Origin of the sequence: Flavobacterium sp. GCM10023249 (assembly GCF_042653365.1) — a bacterium.
Lineage (GTDB): Bacteria > Bacteroidota > Bacteroidia > Flavobacteriales > Flavobacteriaceae > Flavobacterium.
This window is the reverse complement of sequence record NZ_JBHSHZ010000008.1, coordinates 72,928-89,294: the sequence shown is the minus strand read 5'-3', so window position 1 is coordinate 89,294 and position 16,367 is coordinate 72,928. Positions and strand designations below refer to the sequence as shown.

The following is a 16,367-nucleotide window of genomic DNA, read 5'->3' as shown; positions in this document are numbered from 1 at the left end:
ATTTACAGTGTTTATTAGTAAAATGATTTCTTTAGATTGGGCTTTTTTTTTGTCAAACAACTGGAAATTTGTATGTACTTTTTTAAAATTAATGCAAATACCTTTTTTATTTTCATCTATTAAAATGGATTTAACGCACTTTTGTAAAATCACAATTTTAACATTTTTGAAATTTGATTGAAAATCTATTTTAAGATGCTTTTTAATCGATTTAAGGGATTATCTCTTTATTAACACATGTTAATAACTTCAATGTGTTTTGCGCTTTTTTATCGCAATAAAAAATAGTATTTCATTATATTTGCGTGTTTGACAAAATTCCGAGGTATCGGGACTAATTTCGAAAAAGATATTATGAGCGAAGAAGTAAAAAAGAATAACTATTCCGCAGACAGTATTCAGGCGCTAGAAGGAATGGAGCACGTACGTATGCGTCCTTCGATGTATATTGGAGATACGGGTGTTAGAGGTTTACATCATTTAGTGTACGAGGTGGTAGATAACTCTATCGATGAGGCTTTAGCCGGACATTGTGATACTATTTATGTAGCTATAAACGAAGACAATTCCATCACGGTTGAAGATAACGGTCGTGGTATTCCTGTTGATATTCATAAAAAAGAAGGCGTTTCCGCACTTGAGGTTGTAATGACTAAAATTGGTGCTGGAGGTAAATTCGACAAAGATTCTTATAAAGTATCCGGTGGTCTACACGGAGTGGGTGTATCATGTGTGAATGCGTTATCGGATCATTTACGTGCAACCGTTTTCAAAGATGGTAAAGTATACGAGCAAGAGTACGAAAGAGGAAAAGCGTTATATCCAGTTAAGCAAATCGGGACTACTGATAAAAGAGGAACAACGGTTACTTTTAAACCGGACGGAACTATTTTTCAGCAAACTTTAGAGTATTCTTACGATACCTTAGCAGCACGTATGCGTGAATTGTCTTTCCTTAATAAAGGAATTACAATTACATTGACAGACAAACGTGATGTGGATGATAAAGGTGTAGTTAGAGCAGAAACTTTTCATTCTAAAGAAGGTTTGAAAGAGTTTGTTAAGTTTTTGGATGGAAACCGTGTGCCTATTATTGGTCACGTAATCTCTATGGAAAATGACAAAGGGGAAATTCCTGTTGAAGTAGCTTTAATCTATAATGAAAGTTATTCCGAAAACATTTTCTCTTATGTAAATAATATTAATACTCACGAAGGAGGAACGCATTTGCAAGGTTTCCGTATGGGATTAACTCGTACGTTGAAAAAGTATGCTGATGCTTCGGGTTTATTGGATAAATTGAAATTTGAAATTTCAGGTGATGACTTCCGTGAAGGTTTGACTGCTATTATTTCGGTAAAAGTAGGTGAGCCACAGTTCGAAGGTCAAACTAAAACCAAATTAGGTAATAGAGAGGTAGTTTCTCCGGTTTCTCAAGCTGTGGCTGAGATGTTAGAAAATTACTTGGAAGAAAATCCAAACGATGCGAAAATTATCGTTCAAAAGGTAATTCTTGCGGCTCAAGCACGTCACGCGGCGAAAAAAGCTCGTGAAATGGTACAGCGTAAAACCGTTATGGGTGGCGGAGGATTGCCTGGTAAGTTATCCGATTGTTCGGAACAAGATCCGGAAAGATGTGAAATTTTCCTTGTCGAGGGAGACTCGGCAGGTGGAACGGCTAAGCAAGGTCGTGACCGTGCATTCCAAGCTATTTTGCCATTACGTGGTAAGATTTTGAATGTGGAAAAAGCAATGCATCATAAAGTTTTCGAAAACGAAGAAATTCGAAATATTTTTACGGCTTTAGGTGTGACTATAGGAACTGCAGATGATAGTAAAGCTCTAAATCTTGAAAAGTTACGTTATCATAAAGTAGTAATCATGTGTGATGCTGATATCGACGGTAGTCATATTTCTACTTTGATTTTAACTTTCTTCTTCCGTTTCATGAAAGAGTTAATAGAAGAAGGTCACGTGTATATCGCAACGCCTCCTTTGTATTTAGTGAAAAAAGGAAATAAAAAGGAATACTGCTGGAATGAAACGCAACGTGATCAGGCCAATGAAAGAATGGGTGGTGGTGCCAACATTCAACGTTATAAAGGTCTTGGAGAGATGAATGCGGAGCAATTATGGGAAACAACCTTGAATCCTGAATACAGAACTTTACGTCAAGTAAATATTGATAGTTTGACAGAAGCTGATCGAGTATTCTCGATGTTGATGGGTGATGAAGTACCACCTCGTAGAGAATTCATCGAGAAAAATGCTGTGTATGCTAATATTGACGCGTAATTGCTTCGATCAATTGAGTAAAGTTTTATGAAACAAAATTTTTTAGTAGCATGTTGTCTTTTAGTATTTTCATTAAGTTTGAAAGCTCAGAGTAATGATTGTAAATTGGCGCATGTCGGTACTTTTAAAATAGATTCTGGAGAATATGGGGTAACCACAATTGAAAGAACTAAAAATAAACAGATTGAAACAAATGATAAGTTGGGTTTTAAAGCTGAATATGATGTGGTTTGGACCGATGATTGTCATTATGAATTGAAAACGAAAAGAGTATTGCAAGGCGACTTGGGATATGAAGGAAATCCAACAGATGTTGTTAAGGTTGAAATTTTAAAAGTTGAGAATGCCATGGTTCATGTAAGGCTTAGCTCTAATTTTTCTGATTTTGTTACTGATGCTGTTATCGAAAAAATAAATTAATCACTGTTGAAGTTATTTTGATTGAATTTTAAACCAATAATAAAAACAACCAAAAAATTATACAAAAAATGAAAGTTACTATAGTTGGAGCTGGAAATGTTGGTGCTACTTGTGCTGATGTTATGGCTTATAGAGGAATTGCAAGCGAAATTGTTTTGCTGGATATCAGAGAAGGTTTTGCAGAAGGTAAAGCTTTGGATATTACGCAGTGTGCAACGAATACAGGTTTTAATACAAAAGTGACTGGTGTTACGAATGATTATTCTAAAACTGCAGGGAGTAATGTTGTGGTTATTACTTCTGGTATTCCTAGAAAACCAGGTATGACACGTGAAGAATTAATCGGTATTAACGCCGGAATTGTAAAATCGGTTGCTGAAAATTTATTGCAGCATTCTCCAGATGCAATTTTTGTAATTGTATCAAATCCTATGGATACTATGACGTATTTGGCTTACAAATCACTAGGATTGCCTAAAAATAGAATTATTGGAATGGGTGGTGCTTTAGATAGTTCTCGTTTCAGAACGTATCTGTCTTTAGCATTGGATAAACCAGCAAATGATATCTCTGCTATGGTTATCGGTGGTCACGGTGATACTACCATGATTCCGTTGACTCGTTTGGCGTCGTATAATGGTATTCCTGTTTCTCAATTTTTATCACAAGAGCAATTGGATAAAGTGGCTGCAGATACTATGGTTGGTGGAGCAACTTTAACAGGATTATTAGGAACTTCGGCATGGTATGCTCCTGGAGCTTCTGTGGCTTATCTTGTGGATTCAATTTTGAACGACCAAAAGAAAATGATTGCTTGTTCTGTTTTTGTGGAAGGTGAATACGGTCAAAATGATATCTGTATCGGTGTACCGTGTATTATTGGTAAAAACGGAATTGAAGAAATTATCGATATTCAATTAAATGATGCTGAAAAAGCGTTATTTGCGAAGAGTGCGGATGCAGTTCGAAGCATGAATGATGCCTTAGCAACAGTTTTAGGATAATCTTTTGAAAATAAATGCGAAAAGACTGCTTTTTTGCAGTCTTTTTTTTGATATTAATCGATAAATAAATTGGTTAATCACTTTCAGAATTATATATTTGCACGTTTTCCGAAAATGGGGCATTGTCGTTGCGCCTTATTTCGATGAACTAACCAAAAACCAAATAAAAGAATTAATTAATTTTTACAAAGAATGCAGAATAGAGGACTTATTAAATTTTTTGCAATTTTATTTGCTATCGTAAGTATTTATCAGCTTACTTTCACTTTTGTAGCCAATAAGGTTAAAAGTGATGCAAAAGCATTTGCAAATGGAAATCAGGAAAAAGAAATTGACTATCTTGATTCAATCGGGAAACAAAAAGTTTTCAACTTAGGGTTTACTGATTTCACTTACAATGAAGTGGCCGACAAACAAATCAATAAAGGTCTTGACTTAGAAGGAGGGATCAATGTTACTCTTCAAATTTCTGTTAAAGATGTATTGAAAGGTTTGGCTAATAATTCAGTTAACCCAGTTTTCAATAAAGCTTTAGCGGATGCTAAGAGAAACCAAAGAGGTAACCAATCGTATTTGGATGCTTTCTTTGATGCTTTTGACGCGGCTTCGGCGGGAACTAACACAAAATTGTCTTCTCCAGATGTTTTTGGTAACAAAAATTTAGCAGATGAAATCAATTTCAATGTGTCTGACAGCAAAGTGAAAGCGGTTATCAGCAAAAAAGTGGATGAGTCTGTTGAAAGTGCTTTTGGTGTATTACGCAAGCGTATTGATAAATTTGGTGTAACACAACCAAATATCGTAAAATTAGGAAACACAGGTCGTATCTTGGTGGAATTACCAGGAGCAAAAGATGTGGATCGTGCTAAAAAATTATTATCTTCTACAGCTCAGTTAGAGTTCTGGGAAACGTATAAAGTAGAAGAAGTAGGTAACTACTTAATGACGGTTAATGAAGCTTTGAAGAAAACGGAAAAAGCGCCAGTTGCTACTACTGAAAAAGCAAAAGATGATGTTGAGGCTTTATTAGTTAACAAAGCAGCAAAAGATTCAGCTAGTGCTGCAAAAGGAAATGATCCATTATTTAATAAATTAATCCCTTCTCCAAACTCAGGACCAATTTTGGGTATGGTTGCGATTAAAGATACTGTTGCAGTTAATGCCTATTTGAAAAGACAAGATATCAAAGCATTATTGCCTTCAAATTTAGCTGATGTTAAATTCGTATATGGTAAAGCGAAAGATGATGACGCAGTTGCTGTTGAAATGTATGCTTTAAAAGGAAATAGAACAAATACTCCTCCGATGAGTGGAAGTGTTTTAGTGGATGCTAAAGAATCATTCGACCAAATGGGTAAACCATCGGTTTCTATGCAAATGGATGGTGCTGGAGCTAGAATCTGGGAAGAATTAACAGGTAGAGCTTATACACAACAAAGTAATATTGCTATTGTTTTAGATAATGTGGTGTATTCTGCACCTGGTGTTTCTAATGGAGCAATTGCTGGTGGTCGTTCTGAAATTTCTGGAACGTTTACAGTGGAAGAAGCAAAGGATTTAGCGAATGTATTGCGTGCTGGTAAATTACCTGCTGCTGCAGAAATCGTTCAATCAGAGGTAGTAGGTCCGTCATTAGGACAAAAAGCAATTGATAATGGTACAACTTCAGCTTTGGTTGGATTGTTATTGGTATCATTATGGATGATTGTTTATTATGGAAGAGCTGGTTGGTATGCTAACTTGGCACTTCTTGTGAACTTATTGTTCTTGTTCGGAATCTTAGCAAGTTTGAATGCTGTATTAACGTTGCCAGGTATTGCAGGTATCGTATTAACATTAGGTACTGCTGTAGATGCGAATATTATTATCTATGAAAGAGCGAAAGAAGAATTGCGTCACGGTTTAAGTTTAGCTGAAGCAGTGAAAAAATCGTTCTCTTGGACAGGTGCTATGCGTTCAATTATTGATGCAAACGTTACTCACGTATTGACAGGAGCTATTTTATATATGTTCGGAACAGGACCAATCAAAGGTTTCGCTACGACTTTATTGATCGGTATTGCTACTTCATTATTTACTTCAATTTTCATCACAAGAATGTTATTGGATAGAGCAGTTTCTAATGGAGTGAATTTAGCGTTCGCGAACAGTTGGTCGAAAAACTGGTTTACAGGATACAATTTTGATTTCTTAAAAATCAAAAAATTCTCTTATGGTTTCTCATTGACTGTAACTGTTGTGAGTTTAATTTCGATCTTCTTCGTAAACGGATTAGATGAAGGTGTTGATTTTGTTGGAGGTAGAACTTTCCAAGTTAAATTTGAACAACCGGTTGAACCGTCTGTGGTTTCAGAAGAATTATCTGCTATTTATGGTGTGCCAACTGAGGCTAAAGTATTTGGTAACTCAGATCAGTTAAGAATTACTACTAAATATAAAATTGAGGCTGAAGGTGTTGCTGTAGATGAAGAAGTAAACAAAATGTTATACAAAGGTTTGTCTAAGCATTTCCCAGGAATGTCTTATGAGAAATTCATTACTTTATACGAAGGTAAAACTGTAGGATTATTATCGGGATCAAAAGTTGGTGCTGCTATCTCTAATGATATCAAAACAAACTCGTTCTGGGCAGTTATTGGTGCGATGTTAGTTGTTGCGCTTTATTTAGTGGTGTCTTTCCGTAAGTTAGGATACTCTTTAGGAGCTTTGGCTGCTGTTGCTCACGACGTTATTTTTGTATTAGGTTTATACTCTTTATTGTACAAAATCATGCCTTTCCATATGGAAATGGATCAGCATTTCATTGCTGCTATTTTGACGGTAATTGGTTACTCTATGAACGATACTGTAATTGTATTCGATAGAATTCGTGAATTTATCGCTGGTAAAACAAAAGGTGATTTCAATCATATCGTAAACGATTCAATTAATACTACTTTGTCAAGAACAATCAATACATCATTAACAATGATTTTAGTATTGGCAATCATGTTTATTTTCGGTGGTGAATCTATCAGAGGATTTATCTTCGCAATGTTAGTAGGTATTATTGTAGGTACATACTCGTCATTATTCATTGCTACTCCGGTATTAGTGGATACTTTATCTAAAAAAGATAAAGAAGAAATTGAAAATAGACACGCTGAATTGAATAAATAATCAGAAGTTTTTAAATATATTTAAAGTCCCGAGTGATCGGGACTTTTTTTATGATTTTTTTTTATGCAGCAACACTTTATTACTTGGGATGATTTTGAAAAGGTAGAAATGCGGGTTGGGACTATTATAGAAGTGAACGATTTTCCTGAAGCTCGTAAACCAGCCTATCAGCTTACGATTGATTTTGGTTCCGAATTGGGTATTCTGAAATCTTCGGCACAAATTACCAAACGTTATGCTAAAGTTGATTTAGAAGGAAAGCAGATTATAGCTGTAGTCAATTTTCCAATAAAGCAAATTGGGCCTTTTAGAAGCGAATGTTTAGTTTTGGGTTCGGTAGCTCCAGAAAATGATATTGTGTTGCTTACAAGCGATATTAAAGTAGAGAATGGCCTTAGAATTGGCTAAACAAAAAGCCCGAAATGTAAATTTGGGCTTTTTGTTTTTTAAGAAGTAATGATTTATTAAATATCGTCGAAATCGATATCAGTAAAGTTATTTCTTGGTTCGTCTTGATCTCTTTCGGATAAGTATTCTTTTTTGAAATCCTTTTGATGTCTTTCTGAAATTACTTCTTCACCTTTTTGGCTTAAAACAAAATCAGTCATTTCATCTAAGATGTCTCTAAAAGCGGCAAAATCTTCTTTGTACAAATAAATTTTGTGCTTTTTGAAATGAAAAGATCCGTCTTCTTCCGTGAATTTTTTACTTTCTGTTATTGTGATATAATAATCATCGGCTTTTGTTGAACGTACATCAAAAAAATATGTTCTTCTACCAGCTCTTAGTACTTTAGAAAAAATTTCTTCTTTTTCTAACATGTCATTTTCGTTCCTATTCATTCTATCAATAATAATTGGGTTGTTTATTTTTCCAAATTTGAAAAAAAAAATAGTACAAAACAACAATTTATTGCAATTCTTTTTCAGCAATTTGTTTCAAATATAACTCTTTGTAGTAACCTTCTTGGTTTACTAATTGATTATGAGTGCCTTGTTGGATGATTTTTCCATCTTCTAATATGATTATTTTATCAGCATTTTTTGCAGATGAAACTCTATGACTGACAATAATTGTGGTTTTTCCTTTGCAAACTACTTCTAAATTGTTTAAGATTTCTTCTTCTGTCTCGGTGTCAACAGCTGATAGACAATCATCTAGTAATAATATTTCAGGTTTTTTTATCAAAGCGCGTGCAATAGATACACGTTGTTTCTGACCTCCAGATAATGTGATTCCTCTTTCGCCTAAAATGGTATCGTATCCATCTTTAAATGCAATGATGTTTTCATGAACTGCAGCATATTTTGCAGCTTGTAGTACTTCGTCGTCACTGGCATCATCTTTGCCAAACATGATGTTGTTTTTTATGGTTTCCGAGAATAAAAATGCATCCTGAGGAACGGTTCCGGTACTATTGCGTAAGGCTTTTAAGTTCACTTTTCTTAAGTCTATGCCGTCCAATTCAATTTGTCCTTCGGTAGGATCGTACAATCGTCCAATTAAAGAGAGTAGGGTAGATTTTCCAGAGCCTGTTCTTCCGATAACCGCAAGTGTTTCTCCTTTTTTTACTTCAAAACTAACATTGTCTAACGCTTTTATATTGGTATCTTCATAAGTAAGAGAAACATTTTTAAAAGTGAGGTGTCCGGAAATAGACATCGGTGCCTGGTTTTCGTTCGTAATTTCGGGTTGAATACTTAAAAATTCATTCAGTCTTTTTTGAGATGCTTCGGCTTCTTGTACTAGGGAAGAAACCCAGCCTATGGATGTTACAGGCCAAACCAGCATATTGATGTAAATGATAAATTCTGCAATAACAGCAATTTTGTCAATACTTCCGTTACTGTACATAAAACCGCCCATTGCAATCACTAATAAATTGCTTATTCCTATCAGTAATAACATCAATGGACCGAAAAAGGCTTGAACTTTGGCTAATTCTAGACTTTTTTGATTGCTTTCGTTGGAAAGTTTTTCAAATTCCGATTGCTTGAAATTTTCAATACTGTATGATTTTACCACTCTGATTCCTGAGAAGAATTCTTGTGTGAAACTGGAAAGAGTGGAAAGATTTTTTTGGAAGGTTAAGCTTCGTTTGTTGATTTCAGTACTGAGTTTGAAAATGAAATACGCTAGAATAGGTAAGGGAAGTAAGGTTAGTAGGGTGAGTTTTGGGGATACTTTTACCATATAAAGAATTACTACGGTAAAACGGATAATGGTATTAATAGTGTACATTACTGCCGGACCAACATACATTCTAACTCTACCTACATCTTCACTAATGCGATTCATTAAATCGCCAGTACGGTTTTTTTTGTAAAAATTCTGGGTTAAAACTTCATACTGTTTGAAAACTACATTTTTTAGGTCAAATTCGATATGTCGAGACATTACGATTAGGGTTTGACGCATGATAAAAGTTAAAATTCCCGATGCAATTACAGCTAAAGCCATCCAAATGATGTTTTCAATCAGTAAGTCTTTGACTGCTTGTGTGTTGCTTTTGTCGTTTTTCACAAAGTCTTCGAGAGAAGCAATAGAATCACTGATTAATTTCGGAGAAACAAGTGAGAAAATTTGTGCAACTATGGTTGCAATGATGCCTCCAAAAAAGTGATATTTGTATTTTAGAAAATAGGGGTTTAAATATCGAAGTTCTTTCATTTATTTTATAAAACGCTAATTATGTTGTGAAATATTTAATATTTTTATTAAAATAAGCTTCAAATTTATTGATAATAAAATTACATATTTTGCAATTGAGTATTAAAAATTGTGTTAAAATTGCAAAATCTTGAATTAAAAGCGTACTTTTGCACCGACTTTTTTAAAAGGTCAAAACTATAAAAACATTCATTATGATTACTGAATCTTTAAAAGCTAGTGAACTTCATAAAGTTGACCCAGTATTTGGTCAAGTTTCTTTTGATAATCACGAACAAATTGTTTTTTGTAACGACAAAGATACTGGTTTAAAAGCAATAATTGGTATCCACAACACAGTTTTAGGACCAGCTTTGGGCGGAACTAGAATGTGGAAATATACAAACGAATGGGAAGCCTTAAACGACGTATTGCGTTTGTCTCGTGGTATGACGTATAAGTCGGCAATTTCTGGATTAAATCTTGGTGGCGGTAAAGCTGTTATCATCGGAGATTCTAAAGTAGATAAAACTCCTGAAATGATCGCAAAATTCGGTCAGTATGTAAATTCATTAAGTGGTAGATATATTACTGCAGAAGATGTAGGAACTACTACTGCGGATATGGATTTAATTCGTAAATATACAGAACATGTAACAGGAATTTCTGAATCTATCGGAGGTTCTGGAAATCCTTCACCGGTAACAGCTTATGGTGTTTACATGGGAATGAAGGCGGCTGCTAAATATAAATTTGGTACCGATAATTTAGATGGTAAAAAAGTTTTAGTACAAGGTATCGGTCACGTAGGGGAAACTTTAGTTGATTATTTGACTGCTGAAGGTGCTAAAGTGGTTATTTCAGATATTAATGAAGATCGTTTGAAAGAAATTGGTAACAAATACGGTGCTAAAATCTTTACTGGTGACGATTTGTATGGTGCAGATGTTGATATCTACGCTCCATGTGCATTAGGTGCAACAATCAATGACGAAACTATCGGAAAATTGAAAGCACAAGTGATTGCTGGTGCTGCGAACAATCAGTTGGCTAACGAAATTAAACATGGTCAAATGTTGAAAGATAGAGGTATTTTATATGCTCCAGATTTCTTAATCAATGCCGGTGGTATTATTAATGTGTATGCTGAAATCGTAAAATATGATAAAGCAGAAGCGATGCGTAAAACTGAAAATATTTACAATACTACATTGGAAATTTTTGATTATGCAGATGCTAACAATATCACAACTCACGAAGCGGCTTTCAAAATTGCTCAAAATCGTATCGATTTGAGAAAAAAAGAATTAGCTAAATAATTGTAAGATAATCAGATGGTTATGTTTTTAGACTTATTTCAAAAGAGTCTAAATTTCTAACTATTCTAGAAAAATATAAATAAAATTGTATTTTTGTGAAGCGAAAGAGATTCTTTCGCTTCATTAATTTTTAAAAGTTCTTATCCAGTGTTAAACAGAAGACATATTCGAGTAAAAGTGATGCAAACTCTCTATTCTATGCATCAAAACAGTTCAGATAGTATTGAAAAAGAAGAAAAATTCTTGTTTCAAAGTATCGAAAATGTACAAGATCTGTACTTGATCATGATTTCTACCTTGGTTGAAATAAAAGCAAAAGAAGAAGCTTTTATTGAGATTTCCCGTAAAAAACACTTGGCTACTAAAGAAGAGAAAAATCCCAATTTAAAATTCGTCAACAATAAAGTATTGCATATTCTATCTGAGAATAACTCGCTTTCTATTGCCTTGGAAACACGTAAAATTAATAATTGGAAGATTAATGACGAATACATTCAAATTCTGATTAACGATATTAAAGAAAGTGATTTGTACAAACAATATATGAGCAAATCTACTTCTACTTTTGAAGAAGATAAAGAGTTTGTTGTTGCTGTTTTTACTGATTTGATCGCACCCAATGTGAAATTGTACGAATATCTGGAAGATCATAAGCTGACTTGGATTGATGATATTCCACTAGTGAATACATTGATTCTAAAACAACTGAAAACAATTACCAATTCAGAAGATGGTGGTTTTAAAGTTCCTAAATTATACAACGATGTTGATGATAAAGACTTTGTATCGCAATTGTTCAGAAGAACTATTCTGAATGAGAAAGCATTAGCTCAGGAATATGCAGATAAAACACCAAATTGGGAAGCAGAACGTATTGCAGAAATCGATAATATTATCTTAAGAATGGCAATATGTGAGTTTTTAAAATTCCCATCTATTCCCGTAAAAGTTACAATTAACGAATATTTAGAATTGGCAAAGGAATATTCTACTCCAAAAAGTTCTATATTTATCAACGGAATTTTAGATAATTTAGTTAAAGATTTTACCGCAGCTGATAAACTGAAAAAAGTAGGCCGCGGATTAATGTAAAATATTTTTTATGATTAAAAACGTAACAACTGTAGTAGTTTTAGCTTCTTTGTTTGTGGCTACGTCATGTAAAGACAAATCAGAATTAGCTGTTATTAAAACCGATGATCGTAATATGGTGGTACCTCAGGAAATGATTCCTGCGAGTCAAATGTCAGAGGAGCACAAAAAAATGAATATTGCGGATTACCCAATCGCTGAGCTTCAAGATAAAGGGGAATTCGATTTCGGAACTATTAATGAAGGAGATAAAGTAGAACATACTTTCGTAATAAAAAATACAGGAAAAACCGATTTGCTGATTGTAAACGCTCAACCTAGCTGCGGTTGTACCGTTCCTGAATGGACAAAAGAACCTATTCAGCCAGGAAAGACGGGTGAGGTTAAAATTGTTTTCAATTCAGCAGGAAAACCTGGACAACAAAGTAAACATATTAATTTAACAACAAATACTGCAACTGGTCATGAAGTAATTCACTTCAAGGCGAATGTAACTCCAAAAGCAAAATAATTATGCAAAGTTTTTTACCATTATTATTGATGTTTGTTGTAATGATCATCTTCATGATTATTCCACAACAACGAAAAATTAAAAAAGAAAAAGAGTTCCAAAATGGACTTAAAATAGGCGACAGGATTATTACCATTGGTGGTATTCATGCTAAAATTGTAGAAGTAGCAGAAACTACATTAGTAGTTGAAACGATGTCAGGAAAGCTTAAAATCGAGCGTTCTGCGGTTTCTGTAGAAAAAAGTATCGCATTAACTGCTAAATAATACTATTCTTAATAATATAAAAAAATCCCAAACAACGTTTGGGATTTTTTATGTCCAAAAATGGAACTTATTTTCTGTATTTGTCATTCAGTCCTATGCCTTCTAAAATCAAAGGAGTAATCTTTTCTAAACGGGTTTCTTTCGTCTTTTCCTGTTTAGCGGTATCGATATACTCTGCAAATTCTTTTTTCTTAGTTAGACTGAATGCTTCAAATGCTTTTTTTATTTCTTTATTGGAATCTAAAAACGATTCAAAGTAAGCCGAAAGTGCCAATGGCGATTTTTTAGCTTTGTGTTTGACACCTTTTTCTTCCAACTGAATGGCTTCATTGATGTAATTCAACACTAATTTTTCATCTACTTCCTCCAACGAATTGAAACGCAATTGACGTTGGGCTTTAGTAGTCTCATTGCCGCTCACCAATAAATTGGCTTCGTCTTTTAAGTAAACACCATTGAAAAACCACAAACCAAAATAGGATTTGAATCCACCAATTCCCAATACGTTTTTATTGTTGAGAGTGTACACTATTCCTCCCCATTTAGTGGATTCTACTAATTGAGTTGTATTGATAATGGCTTTAAGAAAATCAATTTCTTTTTCCCAAAGATCATTTTGCTGCCATGATTTTTTTTCTTCCATGTTGAATTTGCAATATTGGAATGAAATGAATTATTGATCCGCCGTAAGTTGGGCAATTTCGATAATCACTTCTACTGCCTTCTGCATGCTTTCTACCGGAACATATTCGTATTTTCCGTGGAAATTATGACCACCTGCAAAAATATTTGGACACGGTAATCCCATATATGACAAACGCGAACCATCAGTTCCACCACGTATGGGTTTAATAAGTGGTTTAATGCCTAAGTTTTTCATTGCTTTTTCAGCAATCTCAACAATATGCATAACCGGCTCAACCTTTTCACGCATGTTGTAATATTGGTCTTTGATCTCAATTTCAACAATATCTTCGCCAAATTGTTTTGCGTATTTTTTGTTGATTTTATCGGCAATTTTTTGCGCTAATTTTTTACGTTTCTCAAATTTTTTGCGATCATGATCACGAATAATCAACTGAACATTTGTTTCTTCGATGCTACCGTCAAAATGAACGACATGGAAAAATCCTTGATAGTCTTTGGTTCTCTCCGGAACTTCTTTTTTGGGTAACTTGGTAATGTATTTGTTGGCCAAAAGCATTGAGTTGATCATCTTTCCTTTTGCATAGCCTGGATGTACACTTTTTCCTTTGAATTTCAATTTTACACCAGCTGCATTGAAGTTTTCATACTCCAATTCACCAATCTGACTTCCATCCATTGTGTAGGCCCAATCACAACCAAATTTTTCAACATCGAAGAAGTCGGCACCACGACCAATTTCCTCATCTGGAGTAAAACCAACTTTAATAGTTCCGTGCTTAATTTCCGGATGTTGGATTAAATATTCCATCGCAGTTACGATTTCAGTAATTCCTGCTTTATCGTCTGCGCCTAAAAGTGTTGTACCATCAGTAGTAATCAAAGTTTGTCCTTTGTATAATAACAAATCTTCAAAATAAGAAGGTGATAATATGATGTTTTGTTCTTTATTCAGAATAATGTCTCCACCATCATAATTTGGTATAATTTGAGGTTTTACGTTGGCTCCAGTAAAATCAGGAGTAGTATCAAAATGGGAAACAAATCCAATTGTAGGTACTTTTTTATCGATATTACTTGGTAAAGTAGCCTGAATATAGGCTTTGTCGTCAATACTAACATCTTGTAACCCGATGGCTTTTAATTCTTCAACTAATTTATTGGCTAAATCCCATTGTTTAGCAGAACTTGGAGTGGTATTGGAGTTTGGATCAGCTTCAGTATCGATAGTTACATAGCTGATAAAACGATCAATGATATGTTGCATTTTTATTGATTTTAGTACTCACAAATATAAAGTTTATTTGCTTATGATTTTACTGTAGAAAATTGGCTTTTTTGGACTTCAACCTTTTTTTATCAATACTGACTGGTTGTGAATTTATTTAGTTACAGCAATGATAACTCCAAATTCACCATCAGTTTGAATCCATTTTTTTTCAGGTAGATAAGTTCGGGATACAAAACCATCCAAGTACAAAGCGTTTTTGCAGCCAAGCTTTTTGAAATAGTTCGCAAAATCATAAAAGTTGATTTCTTTTTTTGATATAGCAAAAACGATACGATTATCAGGTAAAATTCCAACACCATTACGTATATTGACATTGGTTGATTTTTCTTTGAAAGATGAATGTATTTCTCCATTAATCACTAGCATCGGTCCCGATTGTGTAGCGTATTGAACTATACCGTTGTCTATAAATTTTTGTGTAGAACAGATATGCGGCAGTTGATCTGCAGTGATATAAAAAATGCCATTGGGTTTTAGATAGAAGTTGCCGTTACCATTTGCAGTATCTATTTTTTGTTTTGTCTTTCTATTTTCTATGTAAAGGCCTTGCGGTGATCCATCTTTCTTATACATCCCACCATTGGTTGCAAAAATCAATTGCTTTTTATGTTGTGCAAGCCATGACTTTAAATTTTTGGCATTCTTGAAATTTTCATTGTTTTCATTTTTCCAAAAGAAAGTAACTTTTTTCTTTTTAGGATTGACTATATAAGTAACGAATCGATCGTCTTCCAATTCCTTTTTTTGTGTGGAAACAAGTAGGTAAGTAGATATCGATAAAATCAATACCATAATGGAAATGCGATGTTTCTTTGTCATTTGGTTTGTTTAAAGTTCGAAAAGTAAAGATAACAGTTGTAAAAGAAAACGCCCCAATTGGGGCGTTATTGTATTAAAAGTTCGGACTCAAATTGTATTTTTTGTAGAAATTATCTAATGCTTCTACTACTTCTTCTTCCGTATCTACGATTTGAATTAAATCCATATCACCCGGACTCACAGTTTTTTCCTGATCAATCATGATTTCTTTTACCCAATCAATCAATCCTTTCCAAAACTGACTTCCAACTAGGATAATAGGGAATTTTCCAATTTTCTTCGTTTGGATTAGTGTAATCGCTTCAAACAATTCGTCTAGGGTTCCAAATCCACCCGGCATAACCACAAATCCTTGTGAATATTTCACGAACATTACTTTGCGAACAAAGAAATAATCGAAATTTAAGTTTTTATCTTTGTCAATATAAGGATTGAAGTGTTGTTCAAAAGGCAACTCTATATTCAACCCAACAGAAGTTCCTTCGCCACGATGTGCGCCTTTATTTCCTGCTTCCATAATACCAGGACCACCACCAGTAATTACGCCGTATCCTGCTTTACTGATTTTGTAAGCAATTCGTTCTGCTAATAAATAATACTTGTCTTCTGGTTTGGTACGTGCCGAACCGAAAATAGATACACAAGGACCAATTCTGGCCATAGATTCATATCCATTCACAAATTCCGACATGATTTTAAAAATCGCCCATGAATCGTTGGTACGTATTTCGTTCCAGGTTTTTTGTTTTAATTTGTCCTGAATTCTATCATCTTCATTTAAAAACTCTTCTTTCATTTATCTTTTACTTTTTTATTGTTATTAGGAGCTGTTTCCCGCTGTTCGTTCTATCTTTTTTTGCCATTTATTAAAGCAAAAAAAGGATGCCACTTCCATCG

15 protein-coding genes are annotated in these 16,367 nt (G+C 34.1%); 9 read left to right on the top strand and 6 right to left on the bottom strand.

Annotated features, from left to right (window positions below):
- Positions 1 to 354: 354 nt before the first annotated feature.
- From gyrB to ACFO7M_RS06185, 5 genes are all read left to right on the top strand, one after another.
- Positions 355 to 2,295, top strand: a complete 1,941-nt coding sequence (gene gyrB, locus ACFO7M_RS06205; RefSeq protein ID WP_379711911.1) for a DNA topoisomerase (ATP-hydrolyzing) subunit B — start codon at positions 355 to 357, stop codon at positions 2,293 to 2,295.
- 27 nt (positions 2,296 to 2,322) lie between these two features.
- Entirely contained in the window at positions 2,323 to 2,715 is a 393-nt protein-coding gene (locus tag ACFO7M_RS06200) for a hypothetical protein (RefSeq protein WP_379711913.1), read from the top strand.
- Positions 2,716 to 2,783: 68 nt separating this feature from the next.
- Positions 2,784 to 3,719, top strand: coding sequence for a malate dehydrogenase (gene mdh / locus ACFO7M_RS06195; protein WP_379711915.1), 936 nt, complete (start codon positions 2,784 to 2,786; stop codon positions 3,717 to 3,719).
- 192 nt (positions 3,720 to 3,911) lie between these two features.
- On the top strand, positions 3,912 to 6,878 hold the full coding sequence (gene secDF / locus ACFO7M_RS06190; protein ID WP_379734629.1) for a protein translocase subunit SecDF: 2,967 nt from the start codon (positions 3,912 to 3,914) through the stop codon (positions 6,876 to 6,878).
- 63 nt (positions 6,879 to 6,941) lie between these two features.
- Positions 6,942 to 7,286 (top strand): tRNA-binding protein, encoded by a 345-nt coding sequence (locus tag ACFO7M_RS06185; RefSeq protein ID WP_379711919.1) that lies wholly within the window; start codon positions 6,942 to 6,944, stop codon positions 7,284 to 7,286.
- A 56-nt stretch (positions 7,287 to 7,342) separates the two neighbouring features.
- Here the strand turns inward: ACFO7M_RS06185 and ACFO7M_RS06180 are convergent, their stop codons facing one another.
- A complete protein-coding gene (locus ACFO7M_RS06180) occupies positions 7,343 to 7,720 on the bottom strand; it encodes a PUR family DNA/RNA-binding protein (protein WP_379711921.1) in 378 nt (125 codons plus the stop codon).
- A 67-nt stretch (positions 7,721 to 7,787) separates the two neighbouring features.
- Positions 7,788 to 9,548: an ABC transporter ATP-binding protein gene (locus ACFO7M_RS06175; protein WP_379711923.1), complete on the bottom strand. Its 1,761-nt coding sequence runs from the start codon at positions 9,546 to 9,548 to the stop codon at positions 7,788 to 7,790.
- A gap of 194 nt (positions 9,549 to 9,742) precedes the next feature.
- Between ACFO7M_RS06175 and ACFO7M_RS06170 the strand changes: the two genes are divergently transcribed.
- The 4 genes from ACFO7M_RS06170 (at position 9,743) to yajC (ending at position 12,715) form a co-directional block, all read left to right on the top strand.
- The gene (locus ACFO7M_RS06170; RefSeq protein ID WP_379734627.1) at positions 9,743 to 10,846 is read left to right on the top strand and encodes a Glu/Leu/Phe/Val family dehydrogenase; all 1,104 of its coding nucleotides are present in this window, start codon (positions 9,743 to 9,745) and stop codon (positions 10,844 to 10,846) included.
- Positions 10,847 to 11,026: 180 nt separating this feature from the next.
- The gene (gene nusB / locus ACFO7M_RS06165) at positions 11,027 to 11,938 is read left to right on the top strand and encodes a transcription antitermination factor NusB (protein ID WP_379734625.1); all 912 of its coding nucleotides are present in this window, start codon (positions 11,027 to 11,029) and stop codon (positions 11,936 to 11,938) included.
- 10 nt (positions 11,939 to 11,948) lie between these two features.
- Positions 11,949 to 12,449 (top strand): DUF1573 domain-containing protein, encoded by a 501-nt coding sequence (locus ACFO7M_RS06160; protein WP_379711927.1) that lies wholly within the window; start codon positions 11,949 to 11,951, stop codon positions 12,447 to 12,449.
- Positions 12,450 to 12,451: 2 nt separating this feature from the next.
- Positions 12,452 to 12,715: a preprotein translocase subunit YajC gene (gene yajC, locus ACFO7M_RS06155; protein ID WP_379734623.1), complete on the top strand. Its 264-nt coding sequence runs from the start codon at positions 12,452 to 12,454 to the stop codon at positions 12,713 to 12,715.
- A 67-nt stretch (positions 12,716 to 12,782) separates the two neighbouring features.
- Here the strand turns inward: yajC and ACFO7M_RS06150 are convergent, their stop codons facing one another.
- From ACFO7M_RS06150 to ACFO7M_RS06135, 4 genes are all read right to left on the bottom strand, one after another.
- On the bottom strand, positions 12,783 to 13,358 hold the full coding sequence (locus ACFO7M_RS06150) for a YdeI/OmpD-associated family protein (RefSeq protein WP_379734621.1): 576 nt from the start codon (positions 13,356 to 13,358) through the stop codon (positions 12,783 to 12,785).
- A 30-nt stretch (positions 13,359 to 13,388) separates the two neighbouring features.
- A complete protein-coding gene (pepT, locus tag ACFO7M_RS06145) occupies positions 13,389 to 14,627 on the bottom strand; it encodes a peptidase T (protein ID WP_379734619.1) in 1,239 nt (412 codons plus the stop codon).
- Between the two features lie 114 nt (positions 14,628 to 14,741).
- Complete coding sequence (locus tag ACFO7M_RS06140) at positions 14,742 to 15,470, bottom strand: phosphodiester glycosidase family protein (protein WP_379711935.1); 729 nt, start codon at positions 15,468 to 15,470, stop codon at positions 14,742 to 14,744.
- Between the two features lie 73 nt (positions 15,471 to 15,543).
- Complete coding sequence (locus ACFO7M_RS06135) at positions 15,544 to 16,266, bottom strand: TIGR00730 family Rossman fold protein (RefSeq protein WP_379711937.1); 723 nt, start codon at positions 16,264 to 16,266, stop codon at positions 15,544 to 15,546.
- Positions 16,267 to 16,367 lie beyond the last annotated feature (101 nt).

What these genes read in the sequence shown, in the direction of transcription:
- ACFO7M_RS06180 (WP_379711921.1), bottom strand. Translation starts at nt 7,720, where the DNA reads ATGAATAGGAACGAAAATGACATGTTAGAAAAAGAAGAAATTTTTTCT.
- ACFO7M_RS06160 (WP_379711927.1), top strand. Translation starts at nt 11,949, where the DNA reads ATGATTAAAAACGTAACAACTGTAGTAGTTTTAGCTTCTTTGTTTGTG.
- secDF (WP_379734629.1), top strand. Translation starts at nt 3,912, where the DNA reads ATGCAGAATAGAGGACTTATTAAATTTTTTGCAATTTTATTTGCTATC.
- ACFO7M_RS06200 (WP_379711913.1), top strand. Translation starts at nt 2,323, where the DNA reads ATGAAACAAAATTTTTTAGTAGCATGTTGTCTTTTAGTATTTTCATTA.
- ACFO7M_RS06135 (WP_379711937.1), bottom strand. Translation starts at nt 16,266, where the DNA reads ATGAAAGAAGAGTTTTTAAATGAAGATGATAGAATTCAGGACAAATTA.
- ACFO7M_RS06140 (WP_379711935.1), bottom strand. Translation starts at nt 15,470, where the DNA reads ATGACAAAGAAACATCGCATTTCCATTATGGTATTGATTTTATCGATA.
- ACFO7M_RS06185 (WP_379711919.1), top strand. Translation starts at nt 6,942, where the DNA reads ATGCAGCAACACTTTATTACTTGGGATGATTTTGAAAAGGTAGAAATG.
- pepT (WP_379734619.1), bottom strand. Translation starts at nt 14,627, where the DNA reads ATGCAACATATCATTGATCGTTTTATCAGCTATGTAACTATCGATACT.
- mdh (WP_379711915.1), top strand. Translation starts at nt 2,784, where the DNA reads ATGAAAGTTACTATAGTTGGAGCTGGAAATGTTGGTGCTACTTGTGCT.
- ACFO7M_RS06150 (WP_379734621.1), bottom strand. Translation starts at nt 13,358, where the DNA reads ATGGAAGAAAAAAAATCATGGCAGCAAAATGATCTTTGGGAAAAAGAA.
- nusB (WP_379734625.1), top strand. Translation starts at nt 11,027, where the DNA reads ATGCAAACTCTCTATTCTATGCATCAAAACAGTTCAGATAGTATTGAA.
- yajC (WP_379734623.1), top strand. Translation starts at nt 12,452, where the DNA reads ATGCAAAGTTTTTTACCATTATTATTGATGTTTGTTGTAATGATCATC.
- gyrB (WP_379711911.1), top strand. Translation starts at nt 355, where the DNA reads ATGAGCGAAGAAGTAAAAAAGAATAACTATTCCGCAGACAGTATTCAG.
- ACFO7M_RS06175 (WP_379711923.1), bottom strand. Translation starts at nt 9,548, where the DNA reads ATGAAAGAACTTCGATATTTAAACCCCTATTTTCTAAAATACAAATAT.
- ACFO7M_RS06170 (WP_379734627.1), top strand. Translation starts at nt 9,743, where the DNA reads ATGATTACTGAATCTTTAAAAGCTAGTGAACTTCATAAAGTTGACCCA.